Annotated in this window: 14 protein-coding genes; 8 read left to right on the top strand and 6 right to left on the bottom strand. The window is 63.5% G+C overall.

Going from position 1 to position 18,226, the window contains the following annotated elements; translation table 11 throughout:
• Positions 1-148 precede the first annotated feature (148 nt).
• From VMP31_RS12225 to VMP31_RS12190, 8 genes are all read left to right on the top strand, one after another.
• Positions 149-2,416, top strand: a complete 2,268-nt coding sequence (locus VMP31_RS12225; protein ID WP_325507450.1) for a catecholate siderophore receptor Fiu — start codon at positions 149-151, stop codon at positions 2,414-2,416.
• Positions 2,417-2,492: 76 nt separating this feature from the next.
• Positions 2,493-3,170, top strand: coding sequence for a Fe2+-dependent dioxygenase (locus tag VMP31_RS12220; RefSeq protein ID WP_325507594.1), 678 nt, complete (start codon positions 2,493-2,495; stop codon positions 3,168-3,170).
• Between the two features lies 1 nt (position 3,171).
• Positions 3,172-4,275 carry an alpha-hydroxy acid oxidase gene (locus VMP31_RS12215; protein ID WP_325507449.1) on the top strand — a complete coding sequence of 368 codons (1,104 nt, stop codon included), beginning with the start codon at positions 3,172-3,174 and terminating at the stop codon, positions 4,273-4,275.
• Between the two features lie 122 nt (positions 4,276-4,397).
• On the top strand, positions 4,398-6,920 hold the full coding sequence (locus VMP31_RS12210; protein ID WP_325507448.1) for a sulfite reductase flavoprotein subunit alpha: 2,523 nt from the start codon (positions 4,398-4,400) through the stop codon (positions 6,918-6,920).
• Between the two features lie 317 nt (positions 6,921-7,237).
• Entirely contained in the window at positions 7,238-7,981 is a 744-nt protein-coding gene (locus VMP31_RS12205; RefSeq protein ID WP_325507446.1) for a 5-oxoprolinase subunit PxpA, read from the top strand.
• Entirely contained in the window at positions 7,978-8,655 is a 678-nt protein-coding gene (gene pxpB / locus VMP31_RS12200; RefSeq protein ID WP_325507444.1) for a 5-oxoprolinase subunit PxpB, read from the top strand. Before VMP31_RS12205 ends, pxpB begins: the two co-directional genes overlap by 4 nt.
• Positions 8,652-9,575 carry a biotin-dependent carboxyltransferase family protein gene (locus VMP31_RS12195; RefSeq protein ID WP_325507442.1) on the top strand — a complete coding sequence of 308 codons (924 nt, stop codon included), beginning with the start codon at positions 8,652-8,654 and terminating at the stop codon, positions 9,573-9,575. Before pxpB ends, VMP31_RS12195 begins: the two co-directional genes overlap by 4 nt.
• On the top strand, positions 9,547-11,298 hold the full coding sequence (locus VMP31_RS12190) for an ankyrin repeat domain-containing protein (protein WP_325507440.1): 1,752 nt from the start codon (positions 9,547-9,549) through the stop codon (positions 11,296-11,298). The genes VMP31_RS12195 and VMP31_RS12190 overlap by 29 nt, the downstream gene beginning before the upstream one ends.
• Before the next feature lie 69 nt (positions 11,299-11,367).
• Here VMP31_RS12190 and VMP31_RS12185 read toward each other — a convergent pair whose 3' ends face one another.
• From VMP31_RS12185 to VMP31_RS12160, 6 genes are all read right to left on the bottom strand, one after another.
• A complete protein-coding gene (locus tag VMP31_RS12185; protein WP_325507438.1) occupies positions 11,368-12,339 on the bottom strand; it encodes a peptide ABC transporter ATP-binding protein in 972 nt (323 codons plus the stop codon).
• Positions 12,339-13,313, bottom strand: a complete 975-nt coding sequence (locus tag VMP31_RS12180) for an ABC transporter ATP-binding protein (RefSeq protein WP_325507437.1) — start codon at positions 13,311-13,313, stop codon at positions 12,339-12,341. The genes VMP31_RS12185 and VMP31_RS12180 overlap by 1 nt, the downstream gene beginning before the upstream one ends.
• A gap of 126 nt (positions 13,314-13,439) precedes the next feature.
• On the bottom strand, positions 13,440-14,351 hold the full coding sequence (locus VMP31_RS12175) for an ABC transporter permease subunit (protein WP_325507435.1): 912 nt from the start codon (positions 14,349-14,351) through the stop codon (positions 13,440-13,442).
• 125 nt (positions 14,352-14,476) lie between these two features.
• Positions 14,477-15,487 (bottom strand): ABC transporter permease subunit, encoded by a 1,011-nt coding sequence (locus VMP31_RS12170; protein WP_325507433.1) that lies wholly within the window; start codon positions 15,485-15,487, stop codon positions 14,477-14,479.
• A 111-nt stretch (positions 15,488-15,598) separates the two neighbouring features.
• Entirely contained in the window at positions 15,599-17,197 is a 1,599-nt protein-coding gene (locus VMP31_RS12165) for an ABC transporter substrate-binding protein (protein ID WP_325507431.1), read from the bottom strand.
• Between the two features lie 268 nt (positions 17,198-17,465).
• Entirely contained in the window at positions 17,466-18,179 is a 714-nt protein-coding gene (locus VMP31_RS12160; protein ID WP_325507429.1) for an SIMPL domain-containing protein, read from the bottom strand.
• Positions 18,180-18,226 lie beyond the last annotated feature (47 nt).

The raw sequence follows: 18,226 nt of genomic DNA, 5'->3' as shown, positions 1-18,226 counted from the left end.
ATGGCAGATCGCCATAATATTTAATGCCAATCAATTGTATTTGCAATTGGCAGTGATTATCATGCGCGCCGTTTCAGTCACCTGCCGCGCTCCTCCTCTTGGCCGCTATGTGCGCTGCAAGGGAGGCCTTTTTCTGTTGGGGATAAGCATGACCATTCGTAGTCGCAAGCACCAAAAAGTCAGTCATTTGGCAGCACTGATCGCAGCCGCTATCCCGGGTATGGCATTTGCCCAAACAGAAGAGGCGGGGGGCGAGCTGAACCTGCCGGAGATGGTCGTGACCTCGAAAACCGAGGTGCCGTACAAGGCCAGCAAAAGCGCCAACAGTAAACTGACTCAGCCACTGCTCGACACACCGAAGACCGTGCAGGTGATCAAGAAGGAAATGCTCCGCGAGCAGGGTGCCAACAACCTGATGGAGGCGCTGCGCAACACCCCCGGCATCACCATGCAGCTGGGCGAAAACGGCAATACCGCCGCCGGTGACACCTTTATGATGCGCGGCTTCTCCACGCAGAGCTCGACCTTCGTCGACGGTGTGCGTGACCTCGGCGCGGTAAGCCGTGATGTGTTCAACCTTGAGCAGGTCGAAGTGGTCAAGGGCGCAGCCGGTTCCGATATCGGTCGCGGCGCGGCCTCGGGTTATATCAACCTGATCTCCAAGTTGCCGACCCTGACCGACGAGGTCTTCGCTACCGTCGGCTACGGCACGGCGGACAAGAGCAACCTCACCGCCGATATCAACCAGCAGCTGGGCGATAATTCGGCCTTTCGCCTGAACCTGATGCGTCGCGACGGCGACGTAGACGGTCGCGATTACGTCGACACCAGCAGCTATGGCGTGGCACCTTCCATCGCCTTCGGTTTGGACACTGCCACCCGCGTTTATGTCTATTCCCAGCACGTACGCCAGGACAACACCCCAGATGGAGGCATACCCACCATCGGGATGGACGGCTTCTATAACGCCGATGCCGCGCTGAATGCCGGCCGTAAGGTCGATACCGAGAACTACTACGGTGCCAAGGGCGACTCCGAGCGTATCGACGGCGACATGTTCACCGTCAAGTTCGAGCACGACTTCAATGACGCCCTGACACTGCGCAACTTGTCGCGCTGGGGCCGCAGCAACAACGATCGCATTCTCACCGGCGTCAACGGGCTGACCGCGCCCACGGCCGACCCCTCGACCTGGACCGTGGATCGCCGACGTCAGGTGGTCGACCAAGAGAACGAAATTCTTGCCAACCAGACCAGCCTGAGCGCCTCGTTCGACACCTTCGGCCTGCGCAACGAACTGGCCGCCGGCCTCGAGCTGATGAGCGAGAAGCAGCTTAACCGCGGTTACGACGTCTCCGCGCAGACCATTGATGGTGTGCCTTATGCGGCGGTTCCCGTCCCGCCCGCCAACCTGTACGACCCGAGCGCTCACGACGGCCTCGGCGATCCCTACAAGACCGGTGCCTACACCGACGGCGAGACCAAGACCGCGGCGCTCTACGTCTTCGACACCCTGCACCTGAACCAGCAGTGGGCGCTCAATGGCGGTGTGCGTTTCGAACACTTCCGCACCGAGACCGACAGCGCCGCCGTATCCAGTAACGCGCTGGTGCCGGGCAGTGCCTACGAGTCGGGCGATCTGACCAGCTGGAACGCCGGTGTGGTGTTCAAGCCGTTGCCGAACGGCAGCATCTATCTGTCCTACGCCAACTCGCTGACCCCGCCGGGCAGCGGTAACTTCAACCTGGCCGCCAACTCTGCGACTTCCTCGTCTAACGAGCAGCAAGGTCTGGATCCGCAGGAAACCGAACACCTCGAGCTGGGCACCAAGTGGGATCTGCTGGATGAGCGCCTGGCGCTGACCCTGGCGGCTTACCGCACCGAGAACGACAAGCAGGTCAGCTACGACTCCTTCGCCGCGCGTTACTTCCAGGAAGGCAAGACCCGCGTCGATGGCGTCGAACTGGGCCTGGTCGGCCAGCTCAGCAACTTCTGGCAGGTTTCTGCTGGTATCGCCCATATGAACACCAAGCAGATCGACCAGGTCAGCCGCAATAACTCGGGTGTGGTCAGCGAGAACAGTGGCGTGCGCTGGTCGCCCGACCTGACCGCAACCCTGTGGACGTCCTACACCCTCGGCGATCTGACTCTGGGCGGCGGCGCGCGCTATGTGTCTGAGCAGGATCGGGTGGTCACCTCTGGCACCAACCTGGCAACCCAGAACATGCCGTCTATCCCGTCCTACTGGGTAGCGGACGCCATGGCCGCCTACCGCGTCAATGACAACGTCAACCTGCGGGTGAATCTGTACAACCTGTTCGACGAGGAATACATCGAAACACTGAACAATGGCGGCTCGCGTGCCCGCCTAGGCGCGCCGCGCTCGGCGATGTTTACTACCGAGCTCAGCTTCTGATAGAGCGACCCGCCGTAATCGGAGCCCGCGCGCAAGCGCGGGCTTCTTGCGTTGTGTATTTGTGGAGAAGATGTCGATGCTGCTGCATATCCCCCAGGTGCTGAGTAAACCTGAAGTCGCTGCCCTGCGCGCTGAACTGGCGGCCCATGCCTGGGTCGATGGTGTGCAGACGTCCGGCGCGCAGGCGGCAAGCCTTAAGCAGAATCTGCAATTTCCGGCGGATTCGCCGGCCTTTGCCGGGCTGGCGCAGCGCGTGGCCGATGCGCTGGCGCGCCACCCGCTGTTTGTGTCCGCAGTGTTGCCGCGGCATATGCTGCCGCCGATGTTCAACTGCTACGGCGGTGGCGGTCGTTACGGCAACCATGTCGACAACGCCCTGCAGCGTGATCGCTTCAGCAATGATCAGGTGCGCACCGATGTCTCCACCACGGTATTTCTCAGTGAGCCGGACGAGTACGACGGCGGCGAGCTGATCGTCGAGGACACCTACGGCGAACACGAGATCAAGCTGGAAGCGGGCGATGCCATCATCTATCCCGCCACCAGCCTGCACCGCGTCGAGCCAGTGACCCGTGGCGCGCGTATCGCCTCCTTTCTCTGGACGCAAAGTCGGGTGCGCGACGCCTGGCAACGCAAGATGCTCTTCGATCTGGACATGACCATCCTCAAGCTGCGCCATGACCTGGGCGACAGCGATGAGGTGGTGAGCCTGACCGGCACCTATCACAACCTGCTGCGCCAGTGGGCGGACTGAGATGGCCTTGAGCGAACCCTTGAGCGCGATCCCGGCCGATCTGGTCGCGGCCTGCGATTATCAGCGCTATGCCCTGCAGCGCCTGGATGCCAATGCCCTGGCCTACCTGCAAGGCGGCGCGGCGGATGAGCTGACCTGCCAGGCCAATCTGGATGCCTGGCGGGAGTGGGCGATAGTGCCGCGCCTGCTGCGCGACCTGCGCGGCGGCCATACCCGTTGCCAGTTGCTTGGCGTTGAGCTGCAGCACCCTATATTGCTCGCGCCGGTGGCCTACCAGCAGCTGTTTCACCCTGAGGGCGAGTTGGCCAGCGCCCTGGCTGCCGGGGTGATGGGCGGTGCTGCGGTGCTGAGCTCGTTCGCCTCCACACCGCTGGAAGAGGTTGCCGAGGCAGCGCCCGGCCCGCTGTGGTTCCAGCTCTACTGGCAGGGCGACGGTCCTGCGACCCTGGCGCTGGCACAACGCGCCGAGGCGGCGGGCTATCGCGCCCTGGTGCTGACGGTAGATGCGCCGGTGTCGGGGCTGCGCAATCGCGAACAGCGCGGGGGTTTTACTCTGCCGGCCGGCATCGCCGCGGTGAATATCGGCAATCCGCCCGTTGTGCCTCAGGTACCGCCCGGCGGCAGCGCGGTATTCGACGGCATGCTGGCCCTCGCGCCGACCTGGGACGATGTGCGCTGGCTCTGTCGGCAGACACGTTTGCCGGTGCTGCTTAAGGGCATTCTGCATCCAGGCGATGCGCGCCTGGGCGTGGACGTGGGTGCGGCGGGGGTCATCGTCTCCAACCACGGCGGCCGGGTGCTGGACTCGCAGTGGCCGGCGCTCAGGGCCTTGCCCGGCATCCGTGCGGAGCTGGGCGCGGATGCGCTGATTCTGCTGGATGGCGGCATTCGCCGTGGCACCGATGTGTTCAAGGCCCTGGCGCTGGGGGCCGACGCCGTGCTGATTGGCCGGCCCTATATCCATGCCCTGGCCACGGCCGGCGCACTGGGCGTGGCGCACCTGCTCAAGCTGCTGCGCGAGGAGCTGGAAGTGAGTATGGCCCTGAGCGGCTGTCGCGAGTTGTCCTGCATCGGCGCGGACGCGCTGCAAGCGCTCAAGGGGTGAGCGCTGGCTATGTAAATTTGCGGTAAAGCCCTGGTTGCCGAAAGCAAATGCAACTTCTTCTCAAATAGAATCGCGCCGCAGTGATAACCGCGGTGGCCGTCACGACTGTCAGGTAGCTTCTCGTGTTCAAGAAAATTCTCTTCCAACTGCACTGGCTGCTCGGCATCAGCGCAGGGCTGGTACTGGCGCTGATGGGCCTGACCGGCGCGGCCTATTCGTTTCAGGACGAATTGCTGCGCGCGCTTAACCCCGAGGTGTTGCAGGTTGAAGTGCAGGCCGGCGGGGTGCTGACACCTGACGTGCTGGTGCCGCGTATCGAGGCGGCCACTCAACAGCGTGTGGTGCGCCTGAACCTTGAGGCGGCTGCCGACCGCGCCGGGCGGGTCATGTTTGCGCCACCAGCGGGCGAGCGCCGTGGTGAGGCGCGCTATTTCGATCCCTACAGCGCCGAGCTGTTGGGCGAGCCCAGCGGTCAGGGTTTTTTCGACCTGATGCTGGAGCTGCACCGCTTTCTTGCCATGGGCGAGTACGGCAAGCAGATCACCGCCGCCAGCACCCTGGCGCTGATCTTCTTCTGCCTCTCCGGCCTCTATCTGCGCTGGCCGCGTCAGGCCTTGAACTGGCGCGCCTGGTTGACCCTGGACTGGGCCAAGCGCGGCCGCGCGTTCAACTGGGATCTGCATGCGGTGGCCGGCACCTGGTGCCTGGTGTTCTACCTGTGTGCGGCGCTGACCGGGCTGTATTGGTCCTATGACTGGTATCGCGAAGGACTGACCGGCCTGCTTAGCAGCGAACCCGCGGGTGAGCAGCGCAAGCGTGGCGGCCGGCCAGCTGCCGGGGCCGTGCCCGTGGTGAATTACCCGGCGCTCTGGGCCGGCCTGCAGCAGGCTGCCGGGCCGCAGCTGAGCGGCTACAGCCTGCGTCTGCCGGCCGCCGCCAAGCAGCCGGTGACGGTGTTCTATATGCGTGAAGACGCGCCCCATGAACGCGCCTTCAACCAGCTCAGCCTGGATGCGCAAAGCGGCGCGGTAAAACAGCACAAACGCTACGACCAGCAGGCATTTGGCGACCAGCTGCTGACCAGCATCTATGCCCTGCACGTGGGCAGCTACTTTGGCCTGCCCGGGCGCATCCTGATGATGCTTACCAGCCTGAGCATGCCGCTGTTCGCCATCACCGGCTGGCTGCTGTACCTCGACCGCCGACGCAAGAAGCGCGCAATGCTGCAGGCGCGCGGTGCGTTGCAACCGAGTGCAGGGCAGGGCGATGGTTGGTTGATTGGTTTTGCCAGCCAGAGCGGCTTTGCCGAGCAGCTGGCCTGGCAGACCGCTGGGCAGCTGCAGGCAGCTGGCCTGGCCGTCAGCGTGCAGCCCTTGGCCAAACTCAACGAGCAGATGCTGCGCCAGGCGCACAACGCACTGTTCGTGCTTAGCACCTTTGGCGACGGCGAGGCACCGGACAGCGCCCGCGGCTTCGAGCGCAAGCTGCTCGGCCAGGCCCTGGATCTACCGCAGCTGCGTTACGCCATGTTGGCCCTCGGTGATCGCCAGTATCAGCACTTTTGCGGTTTTGCCCTGCGGGTGCAGGACTGGCTGGCGCGGCAGGGCGCGCGCAGCCTGTTCGATGCGGTGCAGGTGGACGCCGCCGATACCACTGCGTTGGCCAGCTGGCAGCGTCAGCTCGGCGAACTGACCGGCGCCCAGCCGCTGCACCAGGGCGAAACACCCTATGGCCTGTGGACGCTGACGCGTCGCGAACTGCTCAACCCCGGCAGCCAGGGCGCGCCGACCTATCTGCTGGCGCTGCGTGCCGAGCAGCCGACTAGCTGGCGTGCCGGCGATATTCTCGAAGTGCCGCCGCGTCACAGCGCCGCCACCGTGCAGGCCTGGTTGCAGGCCCATGCGCTGGATGGCAGTCAGGCAGTCAATCTCGATGGTCTGACCCAGTCGCTGCAGCAGGCCCTGCGTGGCAAACAGCTGCCCGAGCAGTTCAGCCATCTGGTTGGTCTGCATGCGCAGGCCTTGCTGGAGGCGCTGGTGCCGCTGGCTGCCCGCGAATACTCCATCGCCTCCTTGCCCAGCGACGGCGAGCTGGACCTGATCGTACGGCAGGAAAGGCATGCCGATGGCTCACTGGGCCTCGGCTCCGGCTGGCTGACGGACGGCGCAGCGCTGCATGGCCAGTTGCTGGCGCGGGTGCGGCGTAACAGCGCCTTCCATGCACCGGACGATGCGCGGCCGCTGATCCTGATTGGCAATGGCACCGGCCTGGCCGGGCTGCGCAGCCTGCTCAAGGCGCGGATCGTTGCTGGGCATACGGCTAACTGGCTGCTATTCGGTGAGCGCAATGCCGCGCATGACTTCTATTGCCAGGCGCAGCTGCAGGGCTGGCTGGCCACCGGCGACCTGGCGCAGCTGGACCTGGCTTTTTCCCGCGATCAGGCCGCCAAGATCTATGTGCAGGACCGTCTGCGTGAAGCTGCCGAGCCGCTGCGCGAATGGCTGGCCGAAGGCGCGGCGATCTATGTTTGTGGCAGCCTCGAAGGCATGGCGAGTGGGGTGGATCAGGTGCTGCGCGAATTGCTGGGCGCGGCAGCCGTGGCCGAGTTGGTCGAGCAGGGGCGCTACCGCCGCGATGTCTATTGATTCGTAGCCTGGATAAGCCTTGGCGCAATCCGGGATGGCATTCCCGGATTGCGCTGCGCTTATCCAGGCTACCGAAAGCAGCGCGGACATGAGCTAGGAGTCCCCGTCGTTCTTGGTGAACTAAAAATAATTAGTTGTTTTATATAGAAATTAAATCTGCACAAAGACCTGTAGGAGCGGGCCATGCCCGCGAAACGCATCGCTGCCATGGGGCTGGCTCCCCGTCGTTCCTACAGGTACCCGCAAGCGGATAATCGCAATGCGGCGGAGTGCATTCGGACTGGTGCCGTTCTGCCTGTGGCTCTAAGCTTGGGGCCATGAAAAGAATCCTGCTGAACTGCGATATGGGCGAAAGCTTCGGCGTCTGGAATATGGGCGACGATGCCCATGCCATGCCGTTGATCGATCAGGCCAACCTGGCTTGCGGCTTCCATGCCTCCGACCCCATGACCATGCTGCGCACCGTCGAGCTGGCGGTGCAGCATGGGGTGAGTATCGGCGCGCATCCGGCCTATCCCGATATGGTTGGTTTCGGTCGTCGGCATATGGCCTGCTCGCCCTACGAGGTGACCGCTCTGGTGCTTTACCAGGTCGGTGCGCTGGATGCCTTCTGCCGCGCCGCCGGCACCCGCCTGGCCTACGTCAAACCCCATGGCGCGCTGTACAACGACCTGGTGCGCGACGATGCCTTGTTCTCGGCGGTGCTGGAGGCCTGCGCCAGTTATCGCCAGGGTCTGGCGCTGATGACCCTGGCCCTGACCGACAACACCCGCGAGCTGCGCCTGGCCGATGAAGCCGATGTGCCGCTGCTGTTCGAGGCCTTCGCCGACCGCGCCTACCTGGCCGATGGGCAGCTGGCCCCGCGGCGGTTGTCTGGCGCGGTGCATCGCGATCCGCAGCGGATTCTCGAACAGGGCCTGGCGATTGCCCGCGGCGAGCCCTTCGCCGATATCGACGGCAAGCCCTTGCAGCTGCGCGCCGACAGCCTCTGCGTGCATGGCGACAACGCCGATTCACTGGCCGTACTACGGCGTTTGCGGGCCATGCTGGACGCCTCGTGATCCGCATCGAGCCAGCCGGTGCCGAAGCGCTGCTGCTGGTGCTGGCCGAGCAGCCGGACGCGCACCTAGCGCAGCGCCTGGCCTTGCTGGCCGAGCGTATCCGCGGCGAACTCGGCCCCCTGCTGACCGACCTGGTACCCGGCTGGACCAGCCTGTTGCTGCACTACGACCTGACCCGCACCGATCACCTGCAACTGGCCGAGAAGCTCAAGCCGCTGCTGGAGCGCTGGATCGACCAGCCCTTGAGCGAGCGGGCGGGGCGTTTGCACGAAATCCCCGTCTGTTACAACGGCGAAGACCTGCCCGAAGTGGCGCGTCTGTGTCTCCTGGATGTTCAGCAGGTGATCGAGCTGCATGGCGCGACCGAGTACCGCGTCGGAGCCATCGGCTTTGCTCCCGGCTTCGCCTACCTGGGCGAGCTGCATCCGCGTCTGGTCTTGCCGCGCCGTGCCACCCCGCGGCTGGCCGTGCCGGCCGGCAGCCTGGCCATCGCCGAGCGGCTGACGGCCATCTACCCGCAGCGCTCGCCTGGCGGTTGGCATCTGCTCGGGCGTTGCCCCTGGACCCTCTTCGATGCCGCCCACGAGCCGCCATGCCCCCTGGCTCTGGGCGACCGAGTGCGTTTCCGGGCAATCGACGAACGCAGCTTTATCAGCGAGGGCGGACAGCCGTGAAGGGCCTGCGCGTGTTGAAACCCGGGCCGCTGAGCCTGTTGCAGGATGGCGGCCGCCAGGGCTGGCAGCACCTCGGCGTATCGCCGGCCGGGCCGCAGGATCTGCATGCGGCGGCCTGGGCCAACCGCCTGCTGCACAACCCCTGGGGCACGCCGCTGCTGGAAATCGCCCTGGGCGGTGTCGATCTGCAGGCCGAGCGCGACACCTGGCTGGCGGTCTGTGGTGCGGATATGCCGCTAAGCCTGGATGGCCAGGTGTTACCGCTCTGGTCGCGTTTCCCCGTGCGCGCCGGGGCGTGCCTGCAGCTGGGCTTCGCCCGCAGCGGCCAGCGCGCCTACCTGGCGGTGGCCGGTGGCTTTCGCGCCACGCCGGTACTGGGCAGCGTCAGTGCCCAGCAACGCGAAGGGCTCGGCGGCCTGGACGGCCAGGGTTCGCCGCTGCAGGTGGGGGATCGGCTGCCGTGTGGTAACCGCGGCGTATTCAGCCACCCGGCCAGCGTGCCCTGGCCCTATCGCCCGGACTACCGCGGCAAGCCCCTGCTGCGGGTGATTACCGGTGGCGATGCGGCAAGCTTCGATGAGGATCAGTTGCAGGGCTTTTTCGCCCTGGCCTGGCAGCTCAGCCCGCATTCCGACCGGATGGGCGCGCGGCTACTGGGCGAGCCGCTGCAGGTGCCGGCGCGCGAATGGTCTCTGGGCGTCGGCCGCGGGGCCATCCAGATACCCCCGGATGGTCAGCCGATTATTCTCCAAGCCGATCACCAGACCATGGGCGGCTACCCGCTGCTGGGTTGGCTGCACCCGCTGGACCAGAGCCGCCTGGCGCAATGCCCGGCGCATCAGGAGGTGCGCTTTACCCCGGTCAGCGTCAGCGATGCCCAGGCCGAGTTGCGTGAGTTTTATCGGTTTTTTCGGCGTTGAGGCGGCGGGCCTAATAGCATTATTTTTCAGCAAACTCTCATCAGGGAAGACGAAAAATATGAAGCTGCAAGAATGTGCCCAGGCTGGCGATATTGCCGGTATGAGCCGTGAGCTGGATCAGGGCGCTCGAATAAATGCAACGGATCGTGATGGTTTCAGTGCGCTGATGCGTGCCGCTGCATCGCCCGCTGCAAGTGTTGCCGCCATAGACTTTTTGCTTGAGCGGGGGGCGGATGTACGGCAAGCAGGCAAAAGACGCGTACTGCCTGCGCTGATGCATGCGGTGCGTGCCGGTAGTATCGACAAGGTCGCCGTGCTACTCGATGCCGGTGCCGATATTAGCGAGGCGCTGGCCTACGCCGTATTCAACTGGCGCGCTGATTTGCCGATGGTCGAATTTCTGCTTGCGCGCGGGGCCGATATAGCGACGGTAAACCATACCGCCGTCGGCCCTTCTCCTCTGCTTTCCGCTGCGAGAAACGCTCACTTCGACGTGATCCGTCTGTTGCTGGCCGCGGGGGCCGATCCTCAACCTTTGGCATGGACGCCACTGATGCAGGCTATCGCCTGGGGCAGCGTAGCGGATGTGCAGGCCCTGCTGGACGCGGGTGCCGACCTGACTGCGCGGGACTTTTGGCAGCGCACGCCTTGGTTGCTCTCGTTGCAAACCGCAAACGTGGCGAAAGCTGAGCTGATGCTGAATTCGGGAGCGGATCGCTCGGATCAAGGGCGATGCGGTAAGCAGCCGCTGATGTACGCACTCGGCGAAGACACCGGCATATTGTTTTGGCTCATCGAGCAGGGCTTCGATCTCGAAGCCAAGGATGAATTCGACACAACCGTTTTAGCGGAAGCCGTGAGCTGCTCGGAGGTTGCGGCAACCAAGGTGCTGTTGCAGGCAGGCGCACAGTTGGATCAGGCGATCATTGCTAGCGCCCGCTCGCGTGAAATGGCCAGCCTATTGCTGGAGCACGGCGCCGGGCTGGAGGGTTTCGACTTCATCCTCCGCAGCCAGATCATCGGTTGCCGCGGGGACAAACGGGTGCGTGTCGATGAAGCCGTTTACCGCGCGGCCAAGCACCGGCGCTTTGGCAGCAGTAATCCAGAACTGTTTGATGAGCCATTCTGGCTGGAAATGGTGGATTGCCGAGCCGGAGCCTGGGAGCCACGGCTTAAATTCGAAGGCAAAGAAAGAGATGAGGAGAGTGAGGCCATCTGGTGTTTCGAGCGCTTCGGCTGTTCGGTCAGCCGCTTGGCGGATGGCCGCTATATCGAGATTGCTGGCGAGCATGAGGACTTTTATGACCCGGATTTCTGCATCTACAACGATGTAGTCGTCCACGATGGGCATGGCGGTATCCGAATCTACGGCTATCCGCGCGATATATTCCCGCCCACTGATTTCCATACTGCCACTGTGGTCGGCGATTACATCTACATCATCGGTTGTCTGGGCTATTCCGCAGATCGGATAGCGGGATACACACCGGTTTTCCGTCTGCATTGCGACACCTTGGTCATGGAGAAAATAGAAACCCAAGGCCAGAACCCTGGTTGGATTTATAGGCACAAGGCTTGTGCGCTAGGCCAATCGGCAATCCGTATCAGCGCGGGTGAAATCGTTGCTGGGGAGGGCGAGGAAACGGCAAATGACGGCACCTATTTGCTCGAGCTAACGACCATGACTTGGAGTCGTTTGGCTGAAACTGCTCCGGAGTCATAGGTGCGCTCAGTAATGCTGGATCGCGGGCATGGCCCGCTCCTACAGGTCGGTGGCGCTTGGCTGGACTGTCTAGCCGTTGATCGTCTCCGCATGGTGGCAAGCCACCTGCCTTGCATCGAGCAGTCGCAGCGCAGGCTGTTCAACCTGGCAGCGCTCGGTCGCGTGCGGGCAGCGCTGGTGGAAGGCGCAACCGTTGGGTGGCGACAGCGGGTTGGGCAGCTCGCCGCTGATCTTGATCTTCGGTTTGCTCGGATCAGGATGGATAGTCGGCGTCGCCGACAGCAGCGCCTGGGTGTAAGGGTGCAGTGGGCGGTTGTAGATCAGCTCGCTGGGGCCCATTTCCACCGGGCGGCCGAGGTACATCACCAGTACATCGTCGGCCACATGGCGCACCACCGAGAGGTTGTGCGAGATAAACACGTAGCCGGTGTTGAACTCTTCCTGCAGGTCCATAAACAGGTTAAGCACCTGGGCCTGGATCGACACGTCCAGCGCCGAAGTCGGCTCATCCGCCACCAGCACCTTGGGTTGCAGCATCATGGCGCGGGCCAGGGCAATGCGCTGGCGCTGACCGCCGGAGAACATATGCGGGTAGCGCTGGTAATGCTCAGGGCGCAGGCCGACCTGCTGCATCATCGCCTGCACCCGCTCGCGCCGTTCCAGGCGCGACAGGCCGGTGTTGATCAGCAGCGGCTCGCCCAATTGATCGCCGACCTTCTGCCGCGGGTTGAGCGAGGCGTAGGGGTTCTGAAAAACCATCTGCACATCACGACGCAGCTGTTTGCGCTGGGCCTTGTTGGCACCGGTTACTTCCTGCCCGGCGATCTGCAGCGAGCCCGAGCTGGGTTCCTCGATCAGCGTCAGGGCGCGGGCCAGGGTGGATTTGCCGCAGCCGGACTCGCCGACCACCGCCAGGGTCTTGCCCGCCTGTAATTCAAAGGACACGCCATTCAGCGCCTGCACCTGAGCGTTCGGCTGAAACAGGCCTCGGGAAATTTCGTAGTGACGGGTGAGGTCGCGAGCAGTCAGGACGGCGCTCATCAGGCCACCTCCGCAGTCAGATTGAGCGGGTAGAAGCAGCGCGCTGCGCCGCGTTCATGGGCATCCAGGCTCGGCCGTTGTTCACGGCAGTGCACCTGGGCGTAGGGGCAGCGCGGCGACAGCAGGCAGCCCACCGGCCGGTCATAGCGGCCCGGAACGATGCCGGGCAGGGTGGTCAGGCGGCGCTGGCCCTGGCTGTGCTCGGGAATCGCCTTGAGCAGCGCTTCGGTGTAGGGATGGCTGGGGGCGCTGAACAGCTGCGGCACGTTGCCGATCTCCACCGCTTGCCCGGCATACATCACGCAGACCCGTTGCGCGGTTTCGGCCACCACGGCCAGGTCGTGGGTGATCAGCACCAGGCCCATGTTCTGTTCGCGTTGCAGGCCCACCAGCAGGTCCATGATCTGCGCCTGAATGGTTACATCCAGCGCCGTGGTCGGTTCGTCGGCGATCAGCAGTTTTGGCTCGGCGGCAATCGCCATGGCAATCGCCACCCGTTGGCTCATACCGCCGGACAGCTGGTGCGGGTAGGCATTCAGGCGGCTGGCGGCGGCGGGAATTTCCACCCGATCGAGCAGTTGCAGCGCGCGCTGGCGAGCGGCCTGGCCTTTGAGATTCAGGTGCTGGCGCAGCACTTCTTCAATCTGGAAACCTACGGTAAAGCTGGGGTTGAGTGAGGTCATCGGGTCCTGAAAGACCATCGACAGGTCCTTGCCGACGATATGCCGACGCTGGCGACCCTTGAGGCGCAGCATGTCGGTGCCGTCGAACTGCAGGCTGTCGGCCGTGACGATGCCGGGGGCGTCGATCAGGCCCATCAGCGCCATCATGGTCACTGATTTGCCGGAGCCGGATTCGCCGACAATCGCCAGCACTTCGCCCTTGTCGACGCTGAGGTCGAGGCCGTCGACTACCGGGATGGCCGTGGCGTCGCCGAAGCGGACGCTAAGGTTTTTGATATCGAGCAGGCTCATGGACGCAGCTCCGATCCGTAGGATGGGTTGAGCAGGGCGATACCCATCGAGAGGGTCGAGCGGCAATGATGGGTATCGCTGCGCTCCACCCATCCTACAACGGTAGTCATGTGCATTCGGGGTTCCTCACTGCGCATTCTTGAGTTTCGGGTCGAGTGCATCGCGCAGCCCGTCGCCCATCAGATTGATCGCCAGCACGCTGAGCAGAATGGTCAGGCCCGGCAGGCTGACCACCCACCAGGCGCGCTCGATATAGTCGCGCGCCGAGGCCAGCATAGTGCCCCACTCAGGCGTTGGCGGTTGTACGCCGAGGCCGAGAAAGCCCAGGGCGGCGGCGTCGAGAATCGCCGAGGAAAAGCTCAGGGTGGCCTGCACGATCAGCGGGGCCATGCAGTTGGGCAGCACGGTGATAAACATCAGCCGCGGCAGGCTGGCACCGGCCAGGCGTGCGGCAGTGACGTAGTCGCGGTTCAGCTCGCCCATCACTGCGGCGCGGGTCAGGCGCACGTAGGACGGCAGCGAGACAATGGCGATGGCGAAGATGGTGTTGATCAGCCCTGGGCCGAGGATGGCGACGATGGCCACCGCCAGCAGCAGCGAGGGCAGGGCCAGCATGATATCCATCAGGCGCATGATCGACGGGCCGAGCAGGCGCGGAAAGAATCCGGCGACCAGCCCCAGGAGGATGCCGGGAATCAACGACATCAGCACCGAGGCCAGACCGATCAGCAGCGACAGCCGCGCGCCATGAATCAACCGCGACAGCAGGTCGCGGCCCACTTCATCGGTGCCCAGCAGAAATTGCAGCTGACCGCCTTCCAGCCAGGCCGGTGGGGTGAGCAGAAATTCGCGGTATTGCTCGCTGGGGTCGTGCGGCGCGATCCACGGCGCAAACAGCGCGCAGATCACCAGCAGGATCATAAACGCCAGCCCGGCGACTGCGCCCTTGTTGTGGGCAAAGGCCTGCCAGAACTCCTTGAGCGGTGAGGGGTAGAACAGCGATTGGTCGAGTGTGGTGCTTAGGGTTTCAGTTGTCATAGTGGGCTCCGTAGAACCTGCTCGGGATCATGCGAGTCAGGGCCGTAGGATGGGTGATAACCCATCGTTGCGCGTGATGGGTTGCCACCCATCCTACGTAGGAAACTGGTTGCATAAGATCTTCCTTAGCGCTGATGGCGAATGCGTGGGTTGGCTAATCCATAAAGGATGTCCACCACGAAGTTGACCAGGATCACCAGGCAGGCGATCAGCAAAATGCCGTTCTGCACCACCGGGTAGTCACGCGCGCCGATCGACTCGATCAGCCATTTGCCGATACCCGGCCAGGAGAAGATGGTTTCGGTCAGTACCGCGCCCGCCAGCAGTGCGCCGACCTGCAGGCCGAACACCGTGAGCACCGGGATCAGTGCATTGCGCAGGCCATGCACAAACACCACGCGGGCCGGCGACAGGCCCTTGGCGCGGGCAGTGCGCACATAGTCCTCGCGTAGCACTTCGAGCATTGCCGAGCGGGTCATCCGTGCGATGACCGCGAGTGGAATGGTGCCGAGCACGATGGCCGGCAGGATCAGATGGCGCAGGGCGTCGACAAATGCGCCCTCTTCGCCGCTGAGCAGGGTGTCGATCAGCATAAAACCGGTGACAGACGGGATGTCGTAGAGCAGGTCGATACGCCCGGACACTGGCGTCCAGCCCAGCCATACCGAGAAGAACATGATCAGCAGCAGGCCCCACCAGAAAATCGGCATAGAGTAGCCGGCCAGCGAGATGCCCATCACCCCATGGTCGAACAGCGAGCCCCGTTTCAGTGCGGCGATCACCCCGGCGATCAGCCCCAGGGTGCCGGCGAACAGCAGGGCGGCGAGGGACAATTCCAGGGTGGCGGGGAACAGGGTGGTGAACTCGCTCCATACGCTTTCGCGGGTACGCAGCGATTGGCCCAGGTCACCCTGGGCGAGTTGGCCGATATAGTCGAAATACTGGGCGTAGAGCGGCTTGTTCAGGCCCAGGCGCTCCATGGCCTCGGCGTGCATCACCGGGTCGACGCGGCGCTCACCCATCATCACTTCCACCGGGTCGCCGGGGATCATGCGGATCAGCGCAAAGGTCAGCAGAGTGACACCGAAAAAGGTGGGGATCAGCAGCCCCAAACGGCGGGCGATAAAGGACAGCATAGGAATGGGTGCTCCCGTGTGCACTCGGCTGCAATGGCCGGGCGCTGTTATGCGGGTGGTGTCCGCTTGGCGGGCCAGGACAGCGGCCGCCAAGCGGAGTGCGGCGCGCTGTTACTTGACGCCGACGCCGTAGAAGGAGTTCAGCGCGAACGGGCTGATGCGGAAGTCTTCGACCTTCTTGCTCATCGGCTGGTAGACCGTGGAGTGGGCGATCGGGGTGATCGGCACTTCGCGCTTGAGAATCACCTGAGCCTGCTTGTACAGCTCGGTGCGCTCGGCGGTGTCGGTGACGCGCTTGGCGGCTTTCACCAGCTTGTCGTAGTCGGCATGGCACCACTTGGAGAAGTTGTTGCCGTCCACCGCGTCGCAGCCGTAGAGGGTGCCCAGCCAGTTGTCCGGGTCACCGTTGTCGCCGCTCCAGCCGATCAGCATGGCGTCGTGTTCGCCGGCCTTGGCGCGCTTGAGGTACTCGCCCCATTCGTAGCTGACGATCTTGGCCTTGATGCCGACCTTGGCCCAGTCGCTTTGCAGCATTTCGGCCATCAGCTTGGCGTTGGGGTTGTAGGGGCGTTGTACCGGCATGGCCCACAGGGTGATCTCGGTGCCTTCCTTGATACCGGCGGCCTTGAGCAGTTCCTTGGCTTTTTCCGGGTTGTAGGCGGGGTCCTTGATGCTGTTGTCATAGGACCACTGGGTCGGCGGCATGCCGTTGACCGCCAGCTGACCGGCGCTCTGGTACACCGCGTCGATGATCCCTTGCTTGTTTACCGCCATGTCCAGCGCCTGGCGCACTTCCAGCTGGTCGAACGGCGGGTGGGTGACGTTGTAGGCGATATAGCCGACGTTGAACCCGGCCTGCTCGGGCATGTCGAGGTTCGGGTCTTTTTTCAGCGAGTCCAGATCCGCCGGGCGCGGGAACAGGGTGACCTGGCATTCGCCGGCCTTGAGCTTCTGCATGCGCACCGAGGCGTCGGTGTTGATGGCGAAGATCAGGTTGTCGATTTTCACCTCATCCGGTTGCCAATATTCCTTGTTGCCCTTGAAGCGGATCACCGCGTCTTTCTGGTAACGGCTGAACACGAACGGCCCGGTGCCGATGGGCTTCTGGTTGATATCGGCGGCCTTGCCGGCCTTGAGCAGGCTATCGGCGTACTCGGCGGACTGGATCGAGGCAAAGCTCATCGCCAGGTTCTGGATAAAGGCGGCGTCGATCTCGTTGAGGCTGAACCGGACTGTCATGTCGTCGAGTTTTTCGACCTTGGCGATATTGGCGTCCATGCCCATGTCGGTGAAATAGGGGAACTCCGACGGGTAGGCTTTGCGGAAGGGGTGCTCTTTATCGAGCATGCGCTGGAAGGTGAACAGCACGTCATCAGCGTTGAAGTCGCGGCTTGGCGTGAAGTATTCGGTGGTGTGGAATTTCACCTTTGGGCGCAGGTGGAAGGTGTAGCTCAGGCCGTCTTCGCTGATGTCCCATTTTTCGGCGAGGCCGGGGATCACTGCGGTGCCGCCACGCTCGAACTGGCTCAGGCGGTTGAATACGGTTTCTGCTGCTGCATCGAAATCGGTGCCGGTGGTGTACAGGCCAGGGTCGAACCCGGCGGGGCTGCCTTCGGAGCAGAACACCAGATTGCCGGCGGCGCTGGCAAGTGGGGTGCTGGCGATCAGCCCAGCGGTGAGTAAAGCCTGGATGACGGCGTTCTTACGCATAGTGACCTCATGGTTATTGTGGTTTTGATCCTGAGGGGTCTCTTGTGGAGACCTTGGGAGAAACTATGCAGGGTGTATGCCGTAGGCAAGGGGCATGGCGCGGAGAGAGCAGGAATGGCGAGGCAGTCGTATGTTGTTGTCGCATTTCTATAAATATGCGGGGAAAATATGGCAAAGCGCCGCTATCGTCGGATAACGGCGCTGCTTCTGTTTGTAGCAGGTGATGCTTCTCTCTGGGGCCGACGCGCAGCAAACGTTGCGCTGGTCCTCAGGGCATCTGCACTTCGATTACGCCATCGGCGTTGATAGTGACCTGGCTGGTGCCGGCTTCGATCTCGGGAGTGACCGCCGCATCCATCATCGCCGCGCCTTTCATTCGCTCCATGCGCATCGGCATCGGTGGCTGGAAACCGCCGCTGTTGAGGCTCAGGCTGACCAGCTTGTAGCCATTGCCGCCGAGAGCTTCGGCGGCCAGTTGGGCGCGAGCTTTAAAGGCTGCCACGGCGTCCTTGAGCAGGGCGTCTTCGTGGGTCTTGCGGGTTGGGGTGGCGATGCTGAAGTTCATCCCGCCCATTTTCAGGGTCTGCAGCATTTCCCCGGTGAGCTTGGACAGGGCGCTGAAATCGGCGCTTTCCAGGCGCAGTTCGGCGCGTTCGCGCCAGGCAGTGATTTTTTGGCCCTTGTCGTCGTAGACCGGATAGCTGTGGCGGCTGCCGGAGGTGACGCTGACACCCTCGACCTTGCGCGCCTGGGCGATGCTGGCGTTGAGGGTCTTGCTGATCTGGGCGGCGAGGGCGGCCGGGTCGCTGTCCTGGGCTTCGCTGTAGAGGGTGACGTGCATCAGGTCGTGGGCGATTTCCTGATTGACCTCGGCGCGCAGGGAAACCTGGTTGTAGCGGGCCTCTTCGGCCATGGCCGTGGCGCTCAACAGGGTGGTGGCGCTGAGCAGCAGGGCGGTGGCGAGGCGGGACAATGGCAGCATGACGATTCCTTTATGTGATGAGCGCATGGGTTATGCGCGGCTTTCCA

The sequence above is a fragment of the Pseudomonas sp. genome (genome assembly GCF_035512415.1).
GTDB lineage: Bacteria > Pseudomonadota > Gammaproteobacteria > Pseudomonadales > Pseudomonadaceae > Aquipseudomonas.
This window is presented reverse-complemented; position numbering and strand designations above follow the sequence as displayed.